A 23,894-nucleotide genomic window follows, 5' to 3' on the forward strand; every position below is an offset into this window, starting at 1 on the left:
AGAGCGTCCATAGCGGCATTCCCACGCAGAGCGTGGGAACGATCATGCCCCTCAGAGATAACACCCTTGAGCATTCAACCGAGTACCTACTCTCCTGATATAGCGGTGCCGAGCGACAAACGCGTGTTCGGCGCCCGCGACCTGTTTTCCCTGTGGTTTTCCCTCGGCATCGGCCTGATGGTCCTGCAAACCGGCGCCTTGCTTGCACCGGGCCTGGGCTTGTCCGGTTCGTTGCTGGCGATTTTCCTCGGCACCCTGGTCGGTGTGCTGTTGCTGGCCGCCGTCGGCGTGATTGGCAGCGACACCGGCCTGTCGGCCATGGCCGCGCTCAAGCTTAGCCTCGGTGCCAAGGGCGCCAGCCTGCCGGCGCTGCTGAACTTGCTGCAACTGATCGGTTGGGGCTCGTTCGAAATCATCGTGATGCGCGATGCCGCCAGCGTGTTGGGCACACGAGCCTTCAGCGAAGGCAGCCTATTGGCCAGCCCTTTACTGTGGACGCTGTTTTTCGGCGGCTTGGCGACGTTGCTCGCCGTCAGTGGCCCGCTGACGTTTGTGCGCCAGATCCTGCGCAAATGGGGCATATGGCTGTTGCTGGCCGCCTGCCTGTGGCTGACCTGGAACCTGTTCGCCAAGGCCGACCTGGCTGCACTGTGGGCCACGGCCGGTGACGGCTCGATGCCGTTTGCGGTGGGGTTTGATATCGCCATCGCCATGCCGCTGTCGTGGTTGCCGCTGATCGCCGACTACTCACGCTTCGGCAAGCGCGCCAAAAACGTCTTCGGCGGCACCGCCCTTGGCTTCTTTATCGGCAATTTCTGGCTGATGAGCCTGGGCGTGGCTTACACGCTGGCGTTTGCGCCAAGTGGCGAGGTGAATGCGTTGTTGCTGGCGCTGGCGGGTGCGGGCCTGGGCATTCCGCTGTTGCTGATCCTGTTGGACGAGTCGGAAAATGCCTTTGCCGATATTCACTCGGCGGCGGTGTCCAGCGGGATTTTGCTGCGTTGGAAGGTCGAGCACCTGGCGCTGGCCATCGGTGTGATTTGCACCCTGATCGCCTGCTTTGCACCGTTGGCGCAGTACCAGAACTTCCTCCTGCTGATTGGCTCAGTGTTTGCGCCGTTGTTCGGCGTGGTGCTGGTGGATCACTTTATCCTGCGCCGCCGTGGCCAGGGCGCGGTCGCCCACCTGCAAAGGCCAGCGCTGGTGGCCTGGCTGGGTGGCATCGCTACGTATCACGTGCTGGCAAACCTGTATCCGGACATCGGCGCAACCCTGCCGGCGCTGGTGCTGGCAGGGCTGTTGCAACTGATCTTGGGCCGGGCCTTCAGTGGCGCGCGGGCGCCAGTTCAGGCTTGATTACGCCGGTGAGGCGCGCATAGGGGATGGTCATTTCGATCAGCCCCAATGCGTAAGGCGCAATGGTCGACACGTTGTACTTGAGCACCACGCCGCTGCTGGTGAGGGCGATGTTCGGGGTTTTCTGGAACGGCCAGTTCTTCACGAACGCCGGGTCACGGTCCATCTGCGAGTTGATCAGCCAGCTGTTGTGGGCGACTTTGGCGGCGTTCCAGAACGCTTGCTCCTGGCCCGGCAACAGCATGTCGTTCAGGCTTAGCTCTTTGTGCAGCACGCGTGAGTAGTTGATGAAACCACGGCCGGGCTGGCCTTGGGCGACACCCGTGTCTAGGTAGCTGGAGACTTCAATGATCACCAGTCCGTCATGCTGCTCACGTACCTTGGCCTGCAAGTACATGCTGTGGCGGTCGGCAGACTCGCGCAGGAACGTGTCCCGGTAAGCGTTCAGGGTCGGCGGCACGCTGGCGCCGGGGGTGGTTCGGGTCATCTGCAGCAGGCGTTGTTCCACCAGGCTGTCGAGCTGCGGCTCGCTGGGGAAGTGCACGGTATCAATGTTCACTAACGGGCAGTCGGGGCTGCCGCAGCCAGGCTTGATCTGCTCAGAGGCATCTTGTTGGGTGTCCAGCGGCTTGAGGTAGCTTGGCTGGAACAGGCTCTGGCAAGCACCCAGGGTCAAGGCAATACAGGCCATGGAGGCGATTTTTAAAAGCGACATGTGCGTCCTTCGGAAATCGATGGAAAGCGAAAAAGAGTAGCGCTTCGACTGCGAACAAAGCCGTCAGTTCGCCACTAAGCTGATTAGAGTGAGTTTGACGCCCGCCGTCTATCTCGGCAACTGCAAAGGGGCTGCACCAACCGGCATGGGCGCGTTAGGATGGCGCCAATTGCACGGCCTTAACGAGGAAGAATATGACGGACATTGCCAAATCGACGCCGAACACCATCGAGATTGTTCAGCGCGACAATGCCTACAAGGGCTTCTACAAGCTCGATCGCGTGCAGCTGCGCCACGAAAAATTCGATGGCGGCATGAGCCGGGTGATCAATCGCGAAGTCTTCGTTCGTCATGACGCAGTGTGCGTGCTGCCTTATGATCCGCAGCGCGATGAAGTGGTGCTGATCGAGCAATTCCGTGTCGGCGCTATGGGCCGTACCGACAACCCTTGGTTGATTGAAATGGTCGCTGGCCTGATCGACAAGGATGAAGAGCCGGAGGAGGTTGCGCACCGCGAAGCCGAGGAGGAAGCTGGGCTGACATTCTCCGCGCTGTGGCCGATCACTAAATATTTCCCGTCGCCCGGTGGCAGTACTGAATTCGTGCACTTGTACCTGGGCCGCTGCGACAGCGCCGGGGCGGGTGGCGTCCATGGACTGGAAGAAGAGGCAGAAGATATCCGCGTCACCACCTGGGCGTTCGAAGATGCCCTGCAGGCGGTGCGTGACGGCAAAATTTCCAACGCAGCCAGCATTATCGCCCTGCAATGGCTTGCGCTTAATCGCGCGGAAGTGAGGGGGTTATGGCAGTAAAGGCACGGGAACGTTATCGAGTCGACCTGATCGGGTTGCAAGCCGCCTGCGAGGCCAACTATGCGCGGCTGATGCGCTTGCTCCCCGACATGCGCCACACGCCCGAGGCGCGGCGCATTGCGGTGACCCACGGCGACCAGATGCTCGGCGTGCTGAACCTGGAGGTCATCGTCAACTGCCCGTACACCACCACCTTGCGCGTGCGCCAGGAGCACAGCCTGCCGTGGCTGCCGGTGCCGCAACTGGAAGTGCAGGTGTACCACGATGCGCGCATGGCCGAAGTGATCAGCGCCGAACATGCGCGACGCTTTCGCAGCATCTATCCTTACCCAAACGTGTTCATGCACCAGCCCGATGAGAAAGCACAGCTCAATGTGTTCCTCGGTGAATGGTTGAGCCACTGCCTGGCCTTGGGTCATGAGTTCGAAGTCGTGCGGTAGATGTGAACTGCATCTGCTTCCTTGGGTTTCCTCTTTGTGTCCTGCCCCAGCATAATCGCGCCAAACGTCCATTTCCTGTGATTGCCTTGGGAGAGCGCCTTGTCCCGCGTATCCACCGTGAACCCTGACGCGCCGGCGCTGCTGGTGCAATTGTCCGACAGCCACCTGTTTGCCGAGGCCGATGGCACGCTGCTGGGCATGAACACCCGCGAAAGCCTGCAGCGGGTGATCGAGTTGGTGCGCGAGCAGCAGCCGCACATCGATTTAGTGCTGGCCACGGGGGACTTGTCCCAAGACGGCACACTTGAGTCCTATCAACAGTTTCGCGACCTGACCCGGCAGATCGACGCCCCGGCGCGCTGGATCCCCGGTAACCACGATGAGCCGCAGATCATGGCGCATGCCGCTGTGCACAGTGATCTGCTGGAGCCGGTGGTCGACATCGGTAACTGGCGCGTCACCCTGCTCGACTCCGCCGTGCCCGGCTCGGTGCCGGGCTACCTGCAAGACCAGCAACTGCAATTGCTTGCCCAAGCCTTGAGCGAAGCGCCGGGCCAGCACCATCTGGTGTGCTTTCACCATCACCCAGTGCCCATCGGGTCTGCGTGGATGGAGCCGATCGGGCTGCGTAACCCCGAGGCCTTGTTTGCCGTGCTCGACCGCTTCCCGCAGGTCAAGGCCGTGCTCTGGGGCCATGTGCACCAGGAGATCGACCGCGACCGCAACGGCGTGCGCCTGCTGGCGTCGCCGTCTACCTGTATCCAGTTCGCGCCGGGCAGCGAGGATTTCAAGGTCAGCGAGCAAGCGCCGGGTTACCGGTGGCTGCGCCTGCATGCCGACGGACGGTTAGAGACCGGGGTAGAGCGGGTCAAAGGCTTTGCGTTCACCATCGATTACGGCAGCAACGGCTATTAAACGCTGCAAACACAGATCAAAATGTGGGAGCTGGCTTGCCTGCGATTGCGGTATGCCGGTTAACCAATGTGTGACTGATACACCGCCATCGCAGGCCAGCCAGCTCCCACAGTGGATCTTCTGTGTCCTTTAGATAGAGGGCCTCACACACCCCTGCGATCCCTGTAAACTGCGCCTCTTTGGCTGACGCACGGAGAGCCCGGCATGTCTGCTTCGATCTTGTATATCCACGGTTTCAACAGCGCGCCTGCGTCCAACAAGGCCAGCCAGTTGAGCACCGTGATGGACAGCCTCGGCCTGGCCGACCAATTACGCGTGCCGGCCCTGCATCACCATCCGCGTCAGGCGATTCCTCAATTGGAGGAAGCCATTGAGCAACTGGGGCGGCCACTGCTGGTAGGTAGCTCACTCGGCGGCTACTATGCAACCCATCTTGCCGAACGCCATGGCCTCAAGGCGCTGCTGGTCAACCCGGCGGTCAGCCCGCATCGGATGTTTGACGGTTACCTGGGCACCCAGAAGAACCTCTACACCGATGAAACCTGGGAACTGACCCACGACCACGTCGAGGCCCTGGCCGAACTGGAAGTGCCGGCTCCGCAGGACGCCTCGCGTTACCAGGTATGGTTGCAAACCGGGGATGAAACCCTGGACTATCGCCTCGCCCAGCAGTATTACCGGGCCTGTGCTTTACGCATCCAGGCCGGTGGCGACCACGGTTACCAGGGCTTTGCCCAGCAAATACCGGCCATGTTGAGCTTTGCCGGCATTGGCGCAGATCAGTATCAATCCTTCGATTTTTCTTCACTGTAAGAATCGCAGGTTACTTTTTAATCGAACGACTCACGACGAGACCCCATGGCCACTCCCAGCGCTAGCTCTTATAACGCCGACGCCATCGAAGTCCTCTCGGGCCTCGACCCGGTGCGTAAACGCCCAGGCATGTACACCGACACCAGCCGGCCGAACCACCTTGCCCAGGAAGTCATCGACAACAGCGTCGACGAAGCCTTGGCCGGGCACGCCAAGTCGGTACAAGTCATCCTGCACGCCGACCATTCCCTGGAAGTGTCCGACGATGGTCGCGGCATGCCGGTGGACATCCACCCCGAAGAGGGTGTGTCGGGCGTCGAGCTGATCCTCACCAAGCTGCACGCCGGCGGCAAGTTCTCCAACAAGAACTACCAGTTCTCCGGTGGCTTGCACGGTGTGGGTATTTCTGTGGTCAACGCCCTGTCGAACCATGTGCGGGTCAAGGTCAAGCGCGACGGCAACGAGTACCAGATGACCTTCGCCGATGGCTACAAAGCCACCGACCTGGAAGTGATCGGCACCGTTGGCAAGCGCAACACCGGCACCAGCGTGTACTTCGCGCCGGACCCGAAATACTTCGATTCCCCCAAATTCTCCATCAGCCGCCTCAAGCACGTGCTCAAGGCCAAGGCTGTGTTGTGCCCGGGCTTGCTGGTCAGCTTTGAAGACAAAGGCACCGGCGAGAAGGTCGAGTGGCATTACGAAGACGGCCTGCGCTCCTACCTAGAAGACTCCGTCAGCGACTTCGAGCGCCTGCCCAACGAGCCGTTCTGCGGCAGCCTGGCCGGCAATAAAGAAGCCGTCGACTGGGCGCTGCTGTGGTTGCCCGAAGGTGGCGACAGCGTGCAGGAAAGCTACGTCAACTTGATCCCCACCGCCCAGGGCGGCACCCACGTCAACGGTTTGCGCCAAGGCTTGCTGGATGCCATGCGCGAATTTTGCGAATACCGCAGCCTGTTGCCACGCGGCGTGAAGCTGGCGCCGGAAGACGTGTGGGAGCGCATCGCGTTCGTGCTGTCGATGAAAATGCAGGAGCCGCAATTCTCCGGCCAGACCAAAGAACGCCTGTCGTCCCGCGAGGCCGCAGCGTTTGTCTCCGGTGTGGTCAAGGATGCGTTCAGCCTGTGGCTCAACGAGCACCCGGAACTGGGCCTGGCCCTGGCGGAACTGGCGATCAACAACGCCGGCCGTCGCCTCAAAGCCAGCAAAAAGGTCGAGCGCAAGCGCATTACGGCTGGCCCGGCACTGCCGGGCAAACTGGCCGATTGCGCCGGCCAAGACCCGATGCGTTCCGAGCTGTTCTTGGTGGAAGGTGACTCCGCCGGTGGTTCCGCCAAGCAAGCGCGGGACAAGGAATTCCAGGCGATCCTGCCGTTGCGCGGCAAGATCCTCAACACTTGGGAAGTCGATGGCAGCGAAGTCCTGGCCAGCCAGGAAGTGCACAATATCGCGGTGGCCATCGGTGTCGATCCAGGCTCGGCTGATATTGCCCAACTGCGCTACGGCAAAATCTGCATCCTCGCCGACGCCGACTCCGACGGTTTGCACATTGCCACCTTGCTATGTGCGCTGTTCGTCCAGCACTTCCGCCCATTGGTGGATGCCGGTCATGTCTACGTCGCCATGCCGCCGCTGTACCGTATCGACCTGGGCAAAGAGATTTTCTACGCCCTGGACGAAGCCGAGCGCGATGGCATCCTCGACCGCCTGGTCGCCGAAAAAAAACGCGGCAAGCCACAGGTCACGCGATTTAAAGGCCTGGGTGAGATGAACCCGCCGCAGCTGCGCGAAACCACCATGGACCCTAACACGCGGCGCCTGGTGCAGTTGACCCTGGAAGACTTCGCCGGCACCTCGGAAATGATGGACATGTTGCTGGCGAAGAAGCGTGCACCGGATCGCAAAGCCTGGCTGGAATCTAAAGGCAACCTGGCCGAGGTTCTAGGCTGATGCGCACAGGTTTCGCCCTGGCGATCCTGATGTTGAGCGGGTTGGCGGCCACCGAGGTGGTTGCCGCGCCCGTGGCAGAACTCAAACTCGTGTCCGAGCACCCGGTGGACGGCATGCGCGGCGGTAACCTCTCGGGCCTGGCCTTGTGTGGCAAGGACCTGTGGACGGTTTCCGACCGCGATGACGACCAGATCTACCGCCTTGATATCAGCGCGCCGACCTGGCAAGCCGAAACGGTGAAGATCGACGTGCCGCCGGTGCCCGAGTCTGGCTTGCCCTGGGGTTTGCGTTCACGCACCAAGGCCGCTTCGTTTATTCGCGGTGGCGACCTGGATTTTGAAGGCATCACCTGTGATGCCGTCGGCAACCGTTACATCGTCAGCGAAGCCCACGCGGCCGTGCTGCAGGTGCCGGTGAGTGGTGCGCCTGAGTGGTTGAAAATCGCCCCTGGCATGGTGCGTGAAGCCCGTGCCAGCGGCATGTTGCTGCATTTTAATGCGTTGTTTGAAGGCCTGACGGTGAACCCGCAAGGCACTCAGATTTGGTTGGCGGCAGAGCGTGAGCGGCGTGGCTTGATCTCGATCAAGCGCGGGCAGAGCGTCTGGGATTGTGAGGGCCCCTGTGTGTTGTTGAGCGAGGCCGGCCAGGAAGTGCAGCCGGCGCAGTTCACCAACGCCAAGGCAGTGTCCAAGGACTTTGCTGACCTGGCGCTGTTCAACGGCAAGCTGTTTACCCTGGAGCGCAATGCGTTCCAGATTTGCCGGCGCGATGCGGTCACAGCCAAAGTCGAGCTGTGCTGGTCGTTTGCCGACGAAACCCTGACGCCGAACCGGCGCTATCCCCAGCCCTACGGCCTGGCCGAAGCCCTGGTGGTGGATGCTGACGGTGCGTGGTTGGGCATCGACAATAATTTTGGCCCACGTGCCGATGGTGAAAAACGCCCTGTGGTCTATCGTTTCGCCGCCCCTGCCGGTGGCTGGAGCGCCCAGCCATGAGTGCACAACCGCCCGGCAAGCGTGCCGGACGTGTATTGATGTTTTTGGCATGGGGGGCCGGACTGTTTTTGGCCACACGTTTTTTTGGGCAATGGGAAGCGCGTCAGGAAAACCCCAATGCTGTTGTGACCTCGGAGCAACACGAGGGTTACATCGAAGTGAAATTGCTGGGCAACGGCCAAGGGCATTTTGTTGCCAGCGGCCAGATCAACGGGCAGCCGGTGGAGTTTATGCTCGACACCGGCGCGACCGATGTGGCGGTTCCGGCCGAATTGGCTGACCGCCTCGGACTTAAACGTGGCTTGCCGGTGACCTTGAGCACCGCCAACGGGCGTAGCCAGGGCTACCGTACCCACCTCGATCGCCTGAAACTGGGCGATATCGTCCTGCAGGACGTCCGCGCACTGGTGGCGCCGGGCTTGGACGGGGAACAGGTGTTGCTGGGCATGAGTGCATTGAAACAACTTGAATTTACCCAGCGCAGCGGCACATTGCTGCTGCGCCAGACCAAATAATGATGAGGCCCGCATGAGTGACATCCTCGCAGACAGCTTAGATGGCGTAGAACGCCGGTCGCTGGCTGACTTCACCGAAAGTGCCTACCTCAACTACTCCATGTACGTGATCATGGACCGTGCCTTGCCGCATATCGGCGACGGCCTGAAGCCCGTACAACGGCGCATTATCTACGCCATGAGTGAGTTGGGCCTGGACGCTGATTCCAAGCACAAGAAGTCGGCGCGTACCGTCGGTGACGTGCTCGGTAAGTTCCACCCGCACGGCGACTCGGCGTGCTACGAAGCCATGGTGCTGATGGCCCAGCCGTTCAGCTACCGCTACACGCTGGTAGACGGCCAGGGTAACTGGGGTGCGCCGGATGATCCCAAGTCTTTCGCCGCCATGCGTTACACCGAAGCGCGCTTGTCGCGGTATTCGGAAGTGCTGCTCAGCGAATTGGGCCAGGGCACCGCGAACTGGGGCCCGAACTTCGACGGCACGTTGGAGGAGCCTTTGGTGTTGCCGGCACGTTTGCCGAATATCCTGCTCAATGGCACCACCGGCATTGCGGTCGGCATGGCCACCGACGTGCCGCCGCATAACCTGCGCGAAGTCGCCGCCGCCTGCGTGCGCTTGCTGGATGAGCCCAAGGCCACGGTCGAGCAGCTCTGCGAGCATATCCAGGGCCCGGACTACCCGACCGAAGCGGAAATCATCACGCCGCGCGCCGACCTGCTGAAGATGTACGAAACCGGCAAGGGCTCGGTGCGTATGCGCGCCGTGTACCACATCGAAGACGGCGACATTATCGTCACCGCGCTGCCGCACCAGGTGTCTGGCGCCAAGGTGTTGGAGCAAATCGCCGCGCTGATGCAGGCCAAACCGTCGAAACTGCCGCAAGTTGCCGACCTGCGTGACGAGTCCGACCACGAAAACCCATGCCGTATCGTGATCATCCCGACCAACAGCCGGGTCGACCACGAAGTACTGATGCAGCACCTGTTTGCCAGCACCGACCTGGAGTCCAGCTACCGGGTCAACGTCAATATCATCGGCCTGGACGGCAAGCCGCAGCTGAAAAACCTGCGCAACTTGCTGGTGGAGTGGCTGGAATTTCGCGTACAGACCGTGCGCCGCCGCCTGCAATTCCGCCTCGACAAGGTCGAGCGTCGCCTGCACCTGTTGGACGGTTTGCTGATTGCTTACCTCAACCTGGACGAAGTGATCCATATCATTCGTACCGCCGAGCACCCGAAAGCCGAGCTGATCGCGCGTTTCGAGCTGAGCGAGATCCAGGCCGACTACATCCTCGATACCCGCTTGCGTCAGTTGGCGCGACTGGAAGAGATGAAGTTGCGTGACGAGCAGGATGCACTGCTCAAGGAACAAGCCAAGCTGCAAGCCCTGCTGGGCAGCGAAGCCAAGCTCAAGAAGCTGGTGCGCACCGAGCTGATCAAAGACGCAGAGACCTATGGTGATGACCGTCGGTCGCCAATCGTTCAGCGCGCTGAAGCGAAAGCTCTGACAGAAACCGAACTGTTGCCTAACGAAAAAATTACCGTCGTTCTGTCGGAAAAGGGTTGGGTTCGTTCCGCCAAAGGGCATGATATTGACGCCACTGGCCTCTCGTACAAGGCCGGTGATGGCTTCAAGACCGCTGCCGCCGGGCGTTCCAACCAGTTTGCGGTGTTTATCGACTCCACCGGGCGGAGCTATTCGGTGCCGGCGCATACCTTGCCGTCGGCCCGTGGCCAGGGCGAGCCGCTGACCGGGCGGCTCACACCGCCACCGGGGGCGAGTTTCGAGTGCGTGCTGCTGCCGGACGACGATTCGCTGTATGTGATCGCCTCCGACGCGGGTTACGGGTTTGTGGTCAAGGGTGAAGACCTGCAGGCCAAGAACAAGGCGGGCAAGGCGTTGTTGAGCCTGCCGAACAACGCCAAGGTGATCCTGCCGCGTACGGTGGAAGACCGTGAGAGCAACTGGCTGGCGTCGGTGACCACCGAAGGGCGTTTGCTGGTGTTCAAGATCAGTGACCTGCCGCAGTTGGGCAAAGGCAAGGGCAACAAGATTATTGGGATTGCTGGGGATCGAGTTGCCAGTCGCGAAGAGTACGTGACCGACATCGCCGTGATCCCGGAAGGCTCAACCTTGGTGCTCCAGGCCGGTAAACGCACACTGTCGCTGCGCCCCGACGACCTGGAACATTACAAGGGTGAACGTGGCCGTCGCGGTAACAAATTACCGCGTGGCTTCCAGCGAGTGGATGCGTTACTGGTGGAAACACCCGTTTGAAGCGAATTAGAGCCCTCGATCTACGATTTAACGCGTAGATCGACGCTTTCGCGCTGGAGTCATGGCGAATATTCACGGATGATATGCCCTTTCCAGCGCCGGCGTGGCCGAGCGTGTTTAGGTTATTTTTAGTATTACATTGTGGTTCGCCTTGTGGCAGCCACCTGGATGGGATGATGACTGCTCCACGCCTTCCTCTATTTTTGATGCTCGCTGGCCTTTTGGGGCTGGCGGGTTGCAGCACGCACCAACCGGTGTCGCTGTACCAGCTGGACAGCGGAAGTCCGGCTCAGCCAGCACAAACCGCTGGCATGGCCGTATTGTTGGGCCCGGTAGTCGTTGCTGACTACCTGCAACGCGAAACCCTGCTGCAACGTCAGAACGACGGCAGCCTGCAAGGTTCCACCGATGGTCGTTGGGCGGGCAGCTTGTCGTCCGATATCAACCAACTGATGTTGCGCCAGGTGGCGGGCCAGTTGGACAGCCAGCGTGTGGTGCTCGCGCCTGCGCCGACCGGCTTCACGCCGGATGTGCAGGTATTGCTGACGATTACCCGACTCGACTCGGGTACTTCGCAGCCGGCGATCCTGGATGCACAGTGGCGCTTGATCGACCGCCGTGGCCAAGTGCGCGATAACCGCATTGTGCACCTGCAGGAAGAGCACGCTGGCACCACCGCGTCTCAGGTCCAGGCCCAGGGCGTGTTGTTGCAGCATCTGGCTCAGCAGTTGTCGGTGGCGCTCAAACCGTTGGCCAACCAGCCTTCGGTCGCCGAGGCGCCGCGCAAACAGGCTCCAGCACAGTCCAAACCGGCAGCGCCGGAAAAGCCGAAGATGCCGATGGCTACGCCGATTCGTACGGATATGGAAGTGTTCAGGTTTTGATCTGAAACCGACTCACAAAAAAGGCCCGCTTACTCAGCGGGCCTTTTTGTTTGATCGTTCCCACGCTCTGCGTGGGAATGCAGCCTGTGGCGCTCTGCGTCACCCTTGTACATGGCTTGGGCCTGGCAGGACGCGGAGCGTCCCAAGAGGCGTCCCACGCAGAGCGTGGGAGCGATCATTGGTCTAGCAGTGTTATTCAGGCTTGTTGCGGGTCTCATGCATGCGTGCCAACTGCCGCTCCAGCATCGACGGATACGGCTCCATCAGCCGCTCCACGCAGCTCGCGCCTTCAGGGCTGGCAATCGGGCGGATACGCGCGCGTTGACGGATCAACGTGTCTTCGCTGATCTTGCGCTCCACCAGCAGCAGGTTGCGACTGTGTTGCGACAAGGCCAGCGCGTCCTGGGCGATTTCGGTGAGCAGTAGGTCGATCTGGCTCATGCCGAACAGATCATCGCCCACCGTCAGGCCGAGCTGCAGTTGCAAGGTGATGCCGCTGTCGGCCACTTCAATCTGCAGGGCGTGGCCCAAGGCGCGCAACAACTCGCCGCAGCAGATTGCATTAGTCAGATAATCTTCGCCGCTGTCTTCGCTGTGGAACAGCATCAACGTGCTGCCATCGTTCAGGGTGTGCAGCTCGCTCTGATACAGCGAAGCAGCCTGGTCCAGGCAGTCGCGGTAGCGTTCTAGCAACTCCGTCAGGCGGGCGCGGGGCAGGCGACGCAGTTGGTCCTGGGCACCCAGTTGCACGGCCAAGACGGCGCTGTGCTGGGGTTCGCTGCTCTTCACTGGCGCAGGCTTGGGAGCGACGGCAGGGGCGGCGGCCGACGTGTCGCGCAAATCGGAGAACGGGTCTTCATCGTCCAGTTCATCTTCTTCGGCCCTGATCGCCTGGCGTGTCGCGGGCTTGAGGCCGGCCACCGGCGCGCTTTCGTCAAAGCCCGGGTCGCGCAGGTCGCGCACTTCAAACTCGGGTTCGTCGTCGTAATCGGTGTCGTCGTACTCAGGCTCGGGTTCAACCTCGGGCACCACCGGTTCCGGGGCGAAGCTGGCGTGGAGTTGGCGGGCGAGGTCGCCGATTTCATCCTGACGATCAGTGGCCGGGGTGTGTTCGTCGATATCGCGCAGCCAGATGCGCAGTTGCATCAGCGGCGTGGAGATATGCCGACCCAGGCGCAAGCTCAAGGCCAGGGCCAATGCCAGCAAAATGGCGCTGAGGATGCCCATGCTCTGCAGGCTGATGGTCATCGGCTGCTGGAACTGCTGCATGTCGAGGCTGATGCGCAGTTGGCCGGCTTTCACATCCTGAAACGTGATATTGCTCTGATACAGGCCTTCGGCTTCACCCAGCAGGCCGTTTTTCGGGCGCTGCCCGGCTTCGGCCATGATCCGGTTGTCCACGCTATAGATAGCCGCGTGGGCCACCAGCGGGTTCTTGGTCAGGTTGTTGAGCAGCACGTTGAGGCTGAGGATGTCATTGGACACCAGCAGCTCAGTCGCCGAGGTGGCGGTCTGAGTGGTCAAGCTCTCGCCCAGGGCGTCGGCTTGCTCGTGCATGGCCTGCTTGAATTGCAAACCCATCACGCAGGCGTAGATCACCAGGGCCAGAGCGACCAGGATCACGTTATGGCTGGCGATGCGTAATGCGATCGGTACACGGCGGTGGCGCAGTGCCCGGAAGATCAGCAGGAAGAAGTTGTCGGTTTTTATTGGCGTAGGCCGGTTCACTTGAGCTCGGCTCTTTAGTCCGTGAAGTTGACGCGCAGTATAGCGACAGGCCTAGGACCGGCAAAGCGCTGGCTGTGCCCGATGGTCACTGAAAGTGGGTAGAATGCGGTTTTTTTCCAGCCTGGGGGTGCGCTTTGCGCGAAATTGTCCTGATAAACATCACTGGCGAAGACCGCCCGGGTCTTACGGCAGCCATTACCGGTGTTCTGGCCCAGGGTGGTGTGAACATTCTCGATATCGGCCAGGCAGTGATCCACGACACCCTGTCGTTCGGCATCCTCGTGGAAATCCCGAGCACCGAACAGGCCTCGTCGGTGCTAAAGGACATCCTGTTTACGGCGTATAAGCTGGATCAACAGGTGCGTTTCACCCCGGTCTCCGAAGCCGATTATCAGCATTGGGTGGAAGGCCAGGGCAAAAAACGCCACATCGTCACTTTGCTGACCCGCAAGGTAACCGCCGAACAATTGCAGCGCGTCAGCTCGATCACGGCCCAGTACGGTTTGAATATCGATCATATTGACCGTCTGTCGGGACGCATGCCGTTGGACACGCCAGCCGACAAGGGCAAGGGCTGCATCGAGTTCTCCGTGCGCGGCGAGCCGGGGGACCCACAAGCCCTGCGCGCCGAGTTCTTGAGCGTGGCCCAAGAGCTGAATGTCGATATCGCCTTCCAGGAAGATTCGCTGTTCCGCCGTAACCGCCGCCTGGCGGTGTTCGACATGGACTCCACGCTGATCGAAGCCGAAGTCATCGACGAATTGGCCAAGGCCGCCGGTGTGGGCGAGCAGGTGTCCGAAATCACTGAGCGCGCCATGGCCGGTGAGCTGGATTTTCGTGCCAGCTTCAAGGAGCGCCTGGCCTTGCTCAAAGGCCTGGATGTGAGTGTGCTGGACTCGATCGGTGCCTCGCTGCGCCTGACCGAAGGCGCTGAAACCCTGTTCGCCGAACTCAAGCGCCTGGGCTACAAAACCGCAATCCTGTCGGGTGGCTTCACCTACTTCGCCAAGCAGTTGCAGGCCAAGCTGGGCATCGACTACGTGTTCGCCAACGAGCTGGAAGTGGTGGATGGCAAGGTGACCGGCGTGGCGGTGGAGCCGATTGTCGACGCGCAGCGCAAGGCGGACTTGCTGAAGGAGTTGGCCCACAAGGAAGGTTTGCGTCTGGAGCAGACCATCGCGGTCGGCGACGGCGCGAATGATTTGCCGATGCTGGCGATTGCCGGGCTGGGTGTGGCGTTCCGCGCCAAGCCACTGGTCAAGCAGTCAGCCAAGCAGGCGATTTCGACGTTGGGGTTGGATGGTGTGTTGTATCTGCTGGGCTTTCGCGACCGCGACGGTCAGCTGTAACTGTAGATACACGGACCGATCGTTCCCACGCTCTGCGTGGGAATGCTGGCCTTGACGCTCTGCGTCAGCCTTAAGGTCGCGACGCGGAGCGTCACAGGATGCATTCCCACGCAGAGCGTGGGAATGATCAGTATCGGCTTCGAATCAGGCTTTAGGCGATGCGATGCCTTGGCCCATCTGCACTGGCGTACCCGCCACCAGTTCTTCAGCCCACTTAACCTGATCCGGCCCAAACAGCACAATTGCCGTCGAACCCAGCTTGAAGCGGCCCAGTTCAGCACCCTTCTCCAAGTGAATCGGCGCGCGCGCGGCTTCGTCGTAGCGGAAGGTTTTCAGCTCGCGCTTGGGCGGAGTGACCAGCCCGGCCCACACGGTTTCAATCGACGCGACGATCATCGCACCCACCAACACCACCGCCATCGGGCCGCGTTCGGTGTCGAACAGGCAGACAACACGCTCGTTACGTGCAAACAGCTCAGGCACGTTTTCAGCGGTGGTCTGGTTTACCGAGAAAATCCGACCCGGCACGTAGACCATTTCACGCAGCGTACCGGCCAATGGCATGTGCACGCGGTGGTAGTCCTTCGGCGACAGGTAGACGGTGGCGAAATCACCGCCCATGAAGGGGGCCGCCAACGCTGCATCGCCGCCCAGCAGTTCCAGCACGCTGAAGCTGTGGCCCTTGGCCTGGAACACCCGGCCGTGTTCAATCGGGCCGAGCTGGCTGACAGCACCGTCGGCCGGGCTCAAGACCGCGCCTGGGGTCTGATCCAGCGGGCGCGCACCGTCTTTCAAGGCGCGGGTGAAGAAGGCGTTGAAGTGCTCGTAGGCGGTCAGGTCTTCAACCAGGGCTTGGGACATGTCCACTTGGTAGCGCTTGGCGAACCAGGCGGTGAAGGCATTCTTGAACCAGCGTACGCGGCACTCGGCAATGCAGCCGGCCAGACGCGAGAGCAAGTGGTGCGGCAGCAAGTACTGGCTGAGGATAAACAACTGCTTTTTCATTAACTGTCCTTAAACCTTAAATCTCAACGGGGGTGTCGGGGTGGTTGCCCCATTCGCCCCAGGAACCGGCATAACCTTTGACTCGCGGATAACCGAGCGCCTTGGCCACCAGGTAGGTGAAGCCAGAGCGGTGGTGGGTCTGGCAGTGGGTGATGATTTCTTTATCTTTGGTCAGGCCGAGGTCTTCGAGGATCTGTGGCATGTCGCGGCGGATACGCAGGTTGCGTGCCTTGTCCATGCCGGCGGTCCATTCGAAGTTCACAGCGCCAGGGATGTGACCACCCTTGGCCGCGAGGACCTTCTCGCCGGAATATTCCAACGGGCCGCGTGCATCCCAGATGCCCAGGTCGGCCTCGCCGAGTCGACTTTGCAAGTACTCGCGCGTGGCGGTGGGGCCATCGTGCAAGGTCAGGCTGACTGGGCCGCCGACCGGGGCGGGCACCTCGGTGGACACGGGGTGTTTACCGTCCAGCCAGGCCAGCAGGCCGCCGTCCAGGTAGTGGTATTTCTGGTGGCCGATCACGTCGAGCATCCAGATGAAGCGCCCGGCCCAGCCGCCGCCCTCGTCGTCGTAGACCACGTAGGTGGCATCTGGGGTGTGGCCCAGTTCGCCGAAGAGTTTTTCCAGCTCGGCCTTGTGCGGCAGCAGGCCGGGCGCGGGCGCCTGGCCGAGTTGGGTGCGCTTGGGGTCAACGAAATGCGCGCCGGGGATATGCCCTTCGGCGTAGCGGGCGGCACTGGTGAGGTCCACCAGAATCAGGTGTTCGGCATCCAGTTGACCGAGCAGGTCGCTGGACTCGATCACCAGCGGCAAGCCAGAGAAGTCAGGCATGTGAGGTCTCCTGGGCACAAATGTTGGCGATAAAAGAGGGCGATTGTAGCGCAAGCATCAAGCGCTGCGGTTGGTAAAGCAGTGCAGGGCTTTCTCGATGCATTGAGCGGTTTTGCCGAAGGCTTGCACGGTGGTTTCCGAGAACGGCCCGCCGCCCTGGTCGGCGACCATCAGCATCACCACCTTGCCGTTGCAACTCAAGGAGCGTAGCAACAGGTGTTCGCCGGTGAACAGGCGGCGCAGGGTCGGCGGCAGCAGTGCCGAGAACTGCGCGTGATTGTCTGGCGTGAGGCGCACCTGGGCGGACTTTTCCAGCAGGCGCTGCAGCAGCGTGCTGTTGACCACGTCCAGGCTCAGGTTGGCGGCGTCCTTAGGCAAACCGTCTGCTTGATGCGCACGCAAGGTGCTCAGGGTGCGGTCGGCCATAAACAGCAACACTCGCTGCATGCCACTGGCGACCAAGGCTTCCTTGGCGCAGGTGGTCAGGTGCATGGCATTGGCAAAACGGCTCGGTTCTACCAGTAGCTCAGTGCAGCGATTGCGCCACACGGCCAATGATTCGGCAGTGGGCGGCGGCGCCGGCAACAGGCCGCGATGGACTTTCTGCACATGCCACGGCCAGATCAGCGATAACGCCGGGTGCCAGAGGTCCGGCATCAAGGTGGTGCGTGCGCTGGTCACCGCTTGCTGGTGAACCTGTTGCTGCACGTCGCTCAACGGTTCTTGCAGGTACAGCGCGGTGAGGTATTGCCAGCGCTCGGTGTGCGGGCAGGTCCAGGATTCCTGTGCCGACATCGCCAGGCCGTTGGCCAGTAGCACGGTGTTGGCCGGCTGGTTCAGCCAGCGGCGCAGGTTGGGGGCGGCATCGAGCAATTGCTGGTGGCGCAGGGCGTCGTCTTCGCGGGCGATGTGCAGCGTCTTGACCAGCAAGCGTTGCTCGGTGAGCAGCAAGTTGTAGCCTTGGGAGACCCAGATCGGCAGGTGCCAGGCCTCGGTCAAGCCGAGGCACACGTCCAGCAGGAGCACGCCAAACAATTCCTGCTCGACTTTGCGCGCCGACTGGCCTTTGTGGATAACGCGCAGTTCCCATTCTTCCAGGAGCTTGGGGTAGGCGACGGCCATCGGCCACAGCGGCGACAGAAACAGCAGGCTGCCCCAATGAATGTCTTGCCATAGCCGCGCCAGGCGGCTGGCGAACAAACCGTTGGCCTGCTGGGACGCGTGTTGGCTCACCAGCAGCAGTTGGCGAAGGGCCACGGGGATGTCTTTTTCCGGCACCGAAGGCAGGCGCGCCAACAATTCCTCGGCGCGTTTAAGGCCCAGGCGGTTGAGTGCCACTTCGAGGTTTTCCGCCGGCCCCGACAGGCTGCCGTGGGCCTGGCTATTGGCCTCGCGTATCACGCTGAGCACGAGCGCGGGGCTGTGTTGCATCAGCTCGGCAATATCTCGCAATGAGCTGCGGCTATCGCGAATGGCTTTGCACACACGCTCGTGACTGGCTTGGGGAACAGGCAGCAGCACGTCGTCCAGGCGCTTGATCCAAGCGGCGAGTGTGGTGGGTTTTGCAGTGGGTACTGTCGTTTCATTAGCCATGAGTGGGGCGCGATCATCACTTGCGTTCTACATGCCCGGAACGGGCCGAATTGGCTTTTCGCCTTAACGGGCTATAGTCTGGCGCAGTTTTGCCGATAAGTAGAACAAGAGTTTTCGGCTGCACCCAATATGTCCATGAACCCGACGGCGCAAGTACCAATCCCCTATGGCTAAAATTATCGGCATCATCGTCGTCTTCGCAAGCGTGCTCGGTGGGTACGTCCTTTCCCACGGTAAAATCGCTGCGTTGATCCAGCCCTTCGAAGTGATGATTATCGGCGGTGCGGCCTTAGGTGCATTCTTGCAGGCCAACCCGGGTTACATGACCATGCATGTGATCAAAAAGTCGCTGGGGATGTTCAGTTCGCGCTTCTCCCACACCTTCTACTTGGAGGTTCTGGGCCTGGTCTACGAGATCCTCAACAAGAGCCGCCGTGAAGGCATGATGGCCATCGAAGGCGACATCGAAGACGCCGCGGCTAGCCCGATTTTCGCCAAGTACCCGGCCGTGCTCAAAGATGAGCGCATGACCGCCTACATTTGTGATTACCTGCGCATCATGTCCTCCGGCAACATGGCGCCGCACGAGCTCGAAGGCTTGTTCGACATGGAGCTGTTCAGCCTTAAAGAAGAGTTGGAGCACCCTTCGCATGCCGTGACCGGCGTTGCCGACGCCATGCCCGGCTTTGGTATCGTCGCGGCGGTACTCGGTATTGTGGTGACCATGGCGTCCCTGGGCGAAGGCGACCAGAAGGCCATTGGTATGCACGTGGGTGCGGCCCTCGTGGGTACCTTCTTCGGTATTCTTGCGGCCTATGGCTTCTTCGGCCCACTCGCTACCTGCCTGGCCCACGATGCCAAGGAAGAGGTCAACCTCTACGAAGCGATTAAGGCGTGCCTGGTGGCTTCGGCGTCCGGTATGCCGCCATCGCTGGCGGTGGAGTTCGGGCGCAAGGTGCTGTACCCGAAACATCGCCCAAGTTTTTCCGAGCTGGAACAAGCGGTTCGCGGTCGCTAAACCATGGAAAACAACCAGCCGATAATCATCAAGCGCGTCAAGCGCTTCGCTGCGGGGCACCATGGTGGTGCCTGGAAAATCGCCTTCGCCGACTTTGCGACGGCGATGATGGCGTTCTTCCTGGTGCTGTGGCTGATGTCGACCGCCACGCCCGAACAGAAAATCGCCATCGCCGGTTATTTCAAAGACCCGATTGGCTTCTCGGAAAGCGGTACGCCGTTTGTGATCGACCTGGGCGGCTCGCCGCAGTTGGCGCCTGAGCGCACCATCAACCCCGAGGTCAAGACCGAATCGCCGCAGGAAAACATCCCGATTGAGCGCGAAACTGTCGAGAGCATGGCCGATCAGGTCGAGAAAGAGCGCCTCGAGTTGTTGCTGCAGGAACTGCAGACCAAGGTTGAAGAGAACCCGCAGCTACTGAAATTCAAGGACCAGATTTCCTTCGAAATCACGCCTGAAGGTCTGCGCATCCAGATCACCGACGCTGCCAACCGGCCGATGTTCGACTCCGGCAGCGCGCGCCTGAAGCCCTACTTTGAAGACATCTTGCTGGCCATGGCCGACACCATCAAGGCGGTGCCGAACAAGATCAGCATCAGCGGTCACACCGACGCCAAGCCGTATTCGGGCCAGGGCGACTTCGGCAACTGGGAACTCTCGGCCAACCGCGCGAACGCCGCGCGCCGTGCGCTGGTGGCAGGCAGCTATCCCGACCCGCAAGTGGCGCGCGTGGTGGGTTTTGCTTCCTCGCAGCTGTTTGATCCTAAAGACCCGTTCAACCCGATCAACCGTCGGATTGATATCGTCGTGCTGACCAAAAAGGCCCAGCGCGCGATTGAAGGCGATCAAGGCGCAGCGCCGCCGGTACCGACCCAAGGCGAAGGTGCGCCAGGCGAAGTGCCGGCCGACCCGAACGCCATTCCGCCGGGGCAGGAGCCGTTGCCGGCGCATGAGCTGCGCCAGAAGCTGAACCTGTTTGATGATGGCGGGGTGAAAGACCCGACGGCGCCTGCGCCGGCGACCGGGTCGTAATCCACATGCAAAAAGGCCGCGATGATCGCGGCCTTTTTGTCAGTGCGGTTTAGTAACTGCTCTCAGGCAAGCTCGCAATAATCGACCGATAGCTGTTCATCCGCTGCTGCTGCACGCGGCCGTCTTCCAAGGCCTTGAGCAACGCACAGCCCGGCTCGCGGTCGTGTTTGCAGTCGCGGAAGCGGCAGGTACCGATCAAGTCGTTGAACTCGATGAAGCCCGCTTCCACATCGCTGCGGCTGACGTGGCCGAGGCCGAATTCGCGGATGCCTGGGGAGTCGATCAGCTCACCGCCGCCGGGGAAGTGGAACAACCGCGCGGTGGTGGTGGTGTGAGTGCCCTGGCCAGACAGCTCTGAGAGTGGGCCGACGCGGGTGTCGACTTCCGGTAGCAGGCTGTTGACCAGCGAGGACTTGCCCACGCCCGACTGGCCGACGAACACGCTGATACGCCCGTCCAACTGCTGTTGCAGCTGTTCCATGCCGTTGCCGTGATGCGCCGAGACTTCCAGCACCGGGTAACCCAGGGTGCGGTAGACCGCCAGCAACGCGTTGAGCGCCGGGGCGTTCTGCTCGTCGATCAGGTCGAATTTGTTCAGCAGCAACAGCGGGCGAATACCGGCATGCTCGGCTGCGACCAGATAGCGGTCGATCAGGTTGGCATGCGGCTCGGGCAGCGGCGCGAACACGATCACGATCATGTCGACGTTAGCGGCCACCGGCTTGAGCTGGCCACGGCTGTCGGGGCGGCGTAGTTCGGTGGTGCGTGGCAACTGGGCGACGATCACGCCGATACCCTGGTTGCCGGCACGCCACACAACCTTGTCGCCGGTCACCAGCGCAGGCAGGTTGGCGCGCAAGTGGCAACGGGAAACAGAGCCTGCGAGTTCGCCTTCGAGCGCCTCGACTTCGACCTGCACACCAAAGTGCGCGATCACCAAGCCCGTTTGTTCAGGGCCTAGGTCGCCGCCCTCGAGCGCTTCCACGGCGGAGGATTCACGTTTGGCGGCGCGAGCGGCGCGTTCACCTTGAATCTTTTCGATGCGCCAGTTTTGGCGACGATTGAGCTGGCGTTTGGCCATTGGTGTTCCGTGTCGATAATACAAAGGTTAGGTAAAACGGTCGCGAGTCTAGCACGGCCCCGCCTGCTAAACTGCGCAGCTACGCCAAGGTGCAAAGAGAATCAAGCCATGCAAAACCCACAGAACCTGATTTGGATCGATCTGGAAATGACCGGTCTGAACCCCGACACTGACGTCATCATCGAGATGGCGACGATTGTCACCGACAGCAACCTCAACACCTTGGCCGAAGGTCCGGTGATCGCCATTCACCACAGCGACGCCGTGCTCGCCACCATGGACGAGTGGAACACCCGCACCCACGGCAACTCCGGGCTGACACAGCGCGTGCGTGACAGCCGTATCAGCATGGCTGAAGCTGAGGCTCAAACCATCGCTTTCCTGGAGAAGTGGGTGCCCAAGGGCAAGTCGCCGATCTGTGGCAACAGCATCTGCCAGGACCGCCGCTTCCTTTATACGCATATGAAAGGGCTGGAAAGCTACTTCCATTATCGCAACCTGGATGTGTCCACCTTGAAAGAACTGGCCGCGCGCTGGGCGCCGGAAGTTAAAGATAGCTTCCATAAAGGCAGCACGCATTTGGCGTTGGATGACATTCGCGAATCGATCGCTGAGCTGCAGCATTACCGTAAGCATTTCATCAAGGCTTGAAGATGTAGTGCCAGGCCTGGCGCCTTCGCGAGCAAGCCCGCTCCCACATTCGACTGCATTCCAAAGGTGGAGCTCGGTCAAATGTGGGAGCGCGCTTGCTCGCGAAGGGCGCGCCTCGGTCTTTCGCCAAGCGCCCCCTTTTGGTGCCATCACCAAATGATTAGACTGCGCGCCTCTTTGCAAGGATCGCCATCATGCTGTTGATGCTCTACCTCATCGCCATCACCGCCGAAGCGATGACCGGCGCGCTGTCTGCCGGGCGGCGCGGCATGGATTGGTTTGGCGTGGTGCTGATCGCCTGCGTCACCGCCCTGGGCGGCGGCTCGGTGCGCGACGTGCTGTTGGGGCATTACCCGCTGACGTGGGTCAAACACCCGGAATACCTGGTGCTGACTTCCATCGCTGCCTTGGTGACGATCTTTATCGCGCCGCTGATGCGTCACCTGCGTTCGCTGTTCCTGGCGCTGGATGCCGTGGGGCTGGTGGCGTTCACCCTGATCGGCTGCATGACCGCCCTGGAAATGGGCCACGGTATGTTGGTGGCGTCGGTCAGCGGCGTAATCACCGGGGTGTTCGGCGGCATCCTGCGGGATATCTTCTGTAACGACATTCCGCTGATCTTCCGTCGGGAGCTGTACGCCAGCGTGTCGTTCCTGGCCGCCTGGTTCTACATGCTCTGCCTTTATCTGGAACTGCCCAGCGAGCAGGCGATTCTGCTGACCCTGTTCAGCGGCTTTCTATTGCGCCTGCTGGCGATTCGTTTTCACTGGGAAATGCCCAAGTTCGTCTACAACGACGACGTGCACTAGCGCGTAGCGTGTTGGTTGAGCGCCCACTCCACGTGTTCGCGCACCAGCTCCGAGGGGTAATCCCGGCGCGCCTTCAAGGCCTCCAGTACTGGAATGCTCGAGGGCGCATTGCCCAGGCCCACGGCCAGGTTGCGCAGCCAACGCTCGTAACCGGCGCGGCGTAGCGGCGAACCTTCAGTGCTGCTGAGGAATTTGTCCTCGTCCCACATAAACAGTTCGGCCAGCTCGGCGTTATCCAGATTGTGCCGCGGCTTGAAATCGCTTTCGGCGGTCGGGCGAGCGAAACGATTCCACGGGCAAACGATCTGACAGTCATCGCAACCGAACACGCGATTGCCGATCAGTGGGCGCAAGTCTTCCGGGATTGCGCTCTTGAGTTCGATAGTGAGGTAGGAAATGCAGCGTCGCGCGTCCAGTACATAGGGGCCGACGAAGGCATTGGTAGGGCAGATGTCCAGGCACGCCGTGCAGCGGCCGCAATGTTCGGTGGAGTGGGGTGGGTCTACCGGCAGCGGCAAATCGACAAACAGCTCGCTCAAGAAGAAATAGCTGCCGGCCTTGCGATTGAGCACCAGGGTGTTTTTGCCGATCCAGCCGAGGCCCGCTTGTTCGGCGATGGCTTTTTCGAGCACCGGCGCGCTGTCAACAAACGCGCGAAAGCCGAACGGGCCGATTTGCGCCTGGATACGGTCAGCCAGTTGCTGCACGCGTTTGCGGATCAGCTTGTGGTAATCGCGGCCTAGGGCGTATCGGGAAATGTAGGCTTTTTCTGGCTTGGCCAGCAGCTGCGCCATTTGGGTGTCGCCTGGCAGATAATCCATGCGCAGCGACACCACGCGCAAAGTGCCGGGCACCAGCTCATCGGGGTGCGAGCGTTTGCTGCCATGGGCGGCCATGTAGTCCATCTCGCCGTGGTAGCCCGCGTCGAGCCAGCGTTGCAGGTGCTGTTCATGCTCGGCCAGGTCCAGGCCGCTGATGCCGACTTGTTGAAAGCCCAGCTCACGGCCCCAGTCTTTGATCGATTGGGCGAGGGCGGGCAGATCGGTGGTGATGGCAGGCATGAGACAAGGGAAACCGCAGGTTAGATAGGTATAATTCTGCCAGACATCGGAGCTTGAAGACG

Annotated in this window: 22 protein-coding genes; 15 read left to right on the forward strand and 7 right to left on the reverse strand. The window is 61.1% G+C overall.

Going from position 1 to position 23,894, the window contains the following annotated elements:
• Positions 1–66 precede the first annotated feature (66 nt).
• The gene (gene cytX / locus K0P33_RS03660) at positions 67–1,356 is read left to right on the forward strand and encodes a putative hydroxymethylpyrimidine transporter CytX (protein WP_242154084.1); all 1,290 of its coding nucleotides are present in this window, start codon (positions 67–69) and stop codon (positions 1,354–1,356) included.
• Here the strand turns inward: cytX and K0P33_RS03665 are convergent.
• A complete protein-coding gene (locus K0P33_RS03665) occupies positions 1,325–2,071 on the reverse strand; it encodes an RsiV family protein (RefSeq protein ID WP_242154086.1) in 747 nt (248 codons plus the stop codon). The genes cytX and K0P33_RS03665 overlap by 32 nt on opposite strands.
• A gap of 194 nt (positions 2,072–2,265) precedes the next feature.
• On the opposite strand from K0P33_RS03665, the gene K0P33_RS03670 reads away from it, so the two are divergent.
• From K0P33_RS03670 to K0P33_RS03710, 9 genes are all read left to right on the forward strand, one after another.
• The gene (locus K0P33_RS03670; protein ID WP_094953739.1) at positions 2,266–2,883 is read left to right on the forward strand and encodes an NUDIX domain-containing protein; all 618 of its coding nucleotides are present in this window, start codon (positions 2,266–2,268) and stop codon (positions 2,881–2,883) included.
• A complete protein-coding gene (locus K0P33_RS03675; RefSeq protein WP_094953740.1) occupies positions 2,874–3,323 on the forward strand; it encodes a DUF1249 domain-containing protein in 450 nt (149 codons plus the stop codon). The genes K0P33_RS03670 and K0P33_RS03675 overlap by 10 nt, the downstream gene beginning before the upstream one ends.
• A 99-nt stretch (positions 3,324–3,422) precedes the next feature.
• Entirely contained in the window at positions 3,423–4,238 is an 816-nt protein-coding gene (gene cpdA, locus K0P33_RS03680; protein ID WP_094953741.1) for a 3',5'-cyclic-AMP phosphodiesterase, read from the forward strand.
• Between the two features lie 204 nt (positions 4,239–4,442).
• On the forward strand, positions 4,443–5,051 hold the full coding sequence (locus tag K0P33_RS03685; protein WP_094950989.1) for a YqiA/YcfP family alpha/beta fold hydrolase: 609 nt from the start codon (positions 4,443–4,445) through the stop codon (positions 5,049–5,051).
• A gap of 45 nt (positions 5,052–5,096) precedes the next feature.
• Positions 5,097–7,001, forward strand: a complete 1,905-nt coding sequence (parE, locus tag K0P33_RS03690; protein WP_094950988.1) for a DNA topoisomerase IV subunit B — start codon at positions 5,097–5,099, stop codon at positions 6,999–7,001.
• On the forward strand, positions 7,001–7,996 hold the full coding sequence (locus K0P33_RS03695) for an esterase-like activity of phytase family protein (RefSeq protein ID WP_094950987.1): 996 nt from the start codon (positions 7,001–7,003) through the stop codon (positions 7,994–7,996). Before parE ends, K0P33_RS03695 begins: the two co-directional genes overlap by 1 nt.
• On the forward strand, positions 7,993–8,511 hold the full coding sequence (locus tag K0P33_RS03700; RefSeq protein WP_094950986.1) for a TIGR02281 family clan AA aspartic protease: 519 nt from the start codon (positions 7,993–7,995) through the stop codon (positions 8,509–8,511). The genes K0P33_RS03695 and K0P33_RS03700 overlap by 4 nt, the downstream gene beginning before the upstream one ends.
• Before the next feature lie 13 nt (positions 8,512–8,524).
• Entirely contained in the window at positions 8,525–10,789 is a 2,265-nt protein-coding gene (gene parC / locus K0P33_RS03705) for a DNA topoisomerase IV subunit A (RefSeq protein ID WP_094950985.1), read from the forward strand.
• 173 nt (positions 10,790–10,962) lie between these two features.
• On the forward strand, positions 10,963–11,673 hold the full coding sequence (locus tag K0P33_RS03710; protein ID WP_094950984.1) for an ABC-type transport auxiliary lipoprotein family protein: 711 nt from the start codon (positions 10,963–10,965) through the stop codon (positions 11,671–11,673).
• Between the two features lie 192 nt (positions 11,674–11,865).
• Here the strand turns inward: K0P33_RS03710 and K0P33_RS03715 are convergent, their stop codons facing one another.
• Positions 11,866–13,401 (reverse strand): AhpA/YtjB family protein, encoded by a 1,536-nt coding sequence (locus tag K0P33_RS03715; RefSeq protein WP_094950983.1) that lies wholly within the window; start codon positions 13,399–13,401, stop codon positions 11,866–11,868.
• Positions 13,402–13,535: 134 nt separating this feature from the next.
• Here K0P33_RS03715 and serB point away from each other — a divergent pair, with 134 nt between their 5' ends.
• A complete protein-coding gene (gene serB / locus K0P33_RS03720) occupies positions 13,536–14,750 on the forward strand; it encodes a phosphoserine phosphatase SerB (RefSeq protein ID WP_242154088.1) in 1,215 nt (404 codons plus the stop codon).
• A gap of 144 nt (positions 14,751–14,894) precedes the next feature.
• Here serB and asd read toward each other — a convergent pair whose 3' ends face one another.
• From asd to K0P33_RS03735, 3 genes are read right to left on the reverse strand one after another with little or no spacing between them, the layout of a single operon-like run.
• The gene (gene asd / locus K0P33_RS03725; RefSeq protein ID WP_094950981.1) at positions 14,895–15,755 is read right to left on the reverse strand and encodes an archaetidylserine decarboxylase; all 861 of its coding nucleotides are present in this window, start codon (positions 15,753–15,755) and stop codon (positions 14,895–14,897) included.
• Positions 15,756–15,771: 16 nt separating this feature from the next.
• Complete coding sequence (locus K0P33_RS03730; protein WP_094950980.1) at positions 15,772–16,587, reverse strand: rhodanese-like domain-containing protein; 816 nt, start codon at positions 16,585–16,587, stop codon at positions 15,772–15,774.
• Positions 16,588–16,644: 57 nt separating this feature from the next.
• Positions 16,645–18,180 (reverse strand): HDOD domain-containing protein, encoded by a 1,536-nt coding sequence (locus K0P33_RS03735; RefSeq protein WP_242154091.1) that lies wholly within the window; start codon positions 18,178–18,180, stop codon positions 16,645–16,647.
• A gap of 166 nt (positions 18,181–18,346) precedes the next feature.
• Here K0P33_RS03735 and motA point away from each other — a divergent pair, with 166 nt between their 5' ends.
• Positions 18,347–19,198, forward strand: a complete 852-nt coding sequence (motA, locus tag K0P33_RS03740) for a flagellar motor stator protein MotA (RefSeq protein WP_053254041.1) — start codon at positions 18,347–18,349, stop codon at positions 19,196–19,198.
• 3 nt (positions 19,199–19,201) lie between these two features.
• Complete coding sequence (motB, locus tag K0P33_RS03745; protein WP_242154093.1) at positions 19,202–20,230, forward strand: flagellar motor protein MotB; 1,029 nt, start codon at positions 19,202–19,204, stop codon at positions 20,228–20,230.
• Between the two features lie 49 nt (positions 20,231–20,279).
• Here motB and rsgA read toward each other — a convergent pair whose 3' ends face one another.
• Positions 20,280–21,311, reverse strand: a complete 1,032-nt coding sequence (gene rsgA / locus K0P33_RS03750) for a small ribosomal subunit biogenesis GTPase RsgA (protein WP_003171340.1) — start codon at positions 21,309–21,311, stop codon at positions 20,280–20,282.
• A gap of 108 nt (positions 21,312–21,419) precedes the next feature.
• On the opposite strand from rsgA, the gene orn reads away from it, so the two are divergent.
• Positions 21,420–21,962, forward strand: coding sequence for an oligoribonuclease (gene orn, locus K0P33_RS03755; protein WP_003188046.1), 543 nt, complete (start codon positions 21,420–21,422; stop codon positions 21,960–21,962).
• Between the two features lie 191 nt (positions 21,963–22,153).
• Positions 22,154–22,771 carry a trimeric intracellular cation channel family protein gene (locus tag K0P33_RS03760; RefSeq protein WP_169875734.1) on the forward strand — a complete coding sequence of 206 codons (618 nt, stop codon included), beginning with the start codon at positions 22,154–22,156 and terminating at the stop codon, positions 22,769–22,771.
• Here the strand turns inward: K0P33_RS03760 and queG are convergent.
• Complete coding sequence (gene queG / locus K0P33_RS03765; protein WP_094950976.1) at positions 22,768–23,832, reverse strand: tRNA epoxyqueuosine(34) reductase QueG; 1,065 nt, start codon at positions 23,830–23,832, stop codon at positions 22,768–22,770. The genes K0P33_RS03760 and queG overlap by 4 nt on opposite strands.
• Between the last annotated feature and the right edge of the window lie 62 nt (positions 23,833–23,894).

It is taken from the genome of Pseudomonas sp. ArH3a, assembly GCF_022648765.1.
Classification (GTDB): domain Bacteria; phylum Pseudomonadota; class Gammaproteobacteria; order Pseudomonadales; family Pseudomonadaceae; genus Aquipseudomonas.

Excerpts from the sequence above, each read along its gene's own strand:
- K0P33_RS03675 (WP_094953740.1), top strand. The coding sequence starts at position 2,874 with ATGGCAGTAAAGGCACGGGAACGTTATCGAGTCGACCTGATCGGGTTG.
- K0P33_RS03710 (WP_094950984.1), top strand. The coding sequence starts at position 10,963 with ATGATGACTGCTCCACGCCTTCCTCTATTTTTGATGCTCGCTGGCCTT.
- K0P33_RS03665 (WP_242154086.1), bottom strand. The coding sequence starts at position 2,071 with ATGTCGCTTTTAAAAATCGCCTCCATGGCCTGTATTGCCTTGACCCTG.
- motB (WP_242154093.1), top strand. The coding sequence starts at position 19,202 with ATGGAAAACAACCAGCCGATAATCATCAAGCGCGTCAAGCGCTTCGCT.
- K0P33_RS03730 (WP_094950980.1), bottom strand. The coding sequence starts at position 16,587 with ATGCCTGACTTCTCTGGCTTGCCGCTGGTGATCGAGTCCAGCGACCTG.
- asd (WP_094950981.1), bottom strand. The coding sequence starts at position 15,755 with ATGAAAAAGCAGTTGTTTATCCTCAGCCAGTACTTGCTGCCGCACCAC.
- orn (WP_003188046.1), top strand. The coding sequence starts at position 21,420 with ATGCAAAACCCACAGAACCTGATTTGGATCGATCTGGAAATGACCGGT.
- rsgA (WP_003171340.1), bottom strand. The coding sequence starts at position 21,311 with ATGGCCAAACGCCAGCTCAATCGTCGCCAAAACTGGCGCATCGAAAAG.
- parC (WP_094950985.1), top strand. The coding sequence starts at position 8,525 with ATGAGTGACATCCTCGCAGACAGCTTAGATGGCGTAGAACGCCGGTCG.
- K0P33_RS03685 (WP_094950989.1), top strand. The coding sequence starts at position 4,443 with ATGTCTGCTTCGATCTTGTATATCCACGGTTTCAACAGCGCGCCTGCG.
- motA (WP_053254041.1), top strand. The coding sequence starts at position 18,347 with ATGGCTAAAATTATCGGCATCATCGTCGTCTTCGCAAGCGTGCTCGGT.
- parE (WP_094950988.1), top strand. The coding sequence starts at position 5,097 with ATGGCCACTCCCAGCGCTAGCTCTTATAACGCCGACGCCATCGAAGTC.
- K0P33_RS03695 (WP_094950987.1), top strand. The coding sequence starts at position 7,001 with ATGCGCACAGGTTTCGCCCTGGCGATCCTGATGTTGAGCGGGTTGGCG.
- K0P33_RS03670 (WP_094953739.1), top strand. The coding sequence starts at position 2,266 with ATGACGGACATTGCCAAATCGACGCCGAACACCATCGAGATTGTTCAG.
- queG (WP_094950976.1), bottom strand. The coding sequence starts at position 23,832 with ATGCCTGCCATCACCACCGATCTGCCCGCCCTCGCCCAATCGATCAAA.
- K0P33_RS03735 (WP_242154091.1), bottom strand. The coding sequence starts at position 18,180 with ATGGCTAATGAAACGACAGTACCCACTGCAAAACCCACCACACTCGCC.
- K0P33_RS03700 (WP_094950986.1), top strand. The coding sequence starts at position 7,993 with ATGAGTGCACAACCGCCCGGCAAGCGTGCCGGACGTGTATTGATGTTT.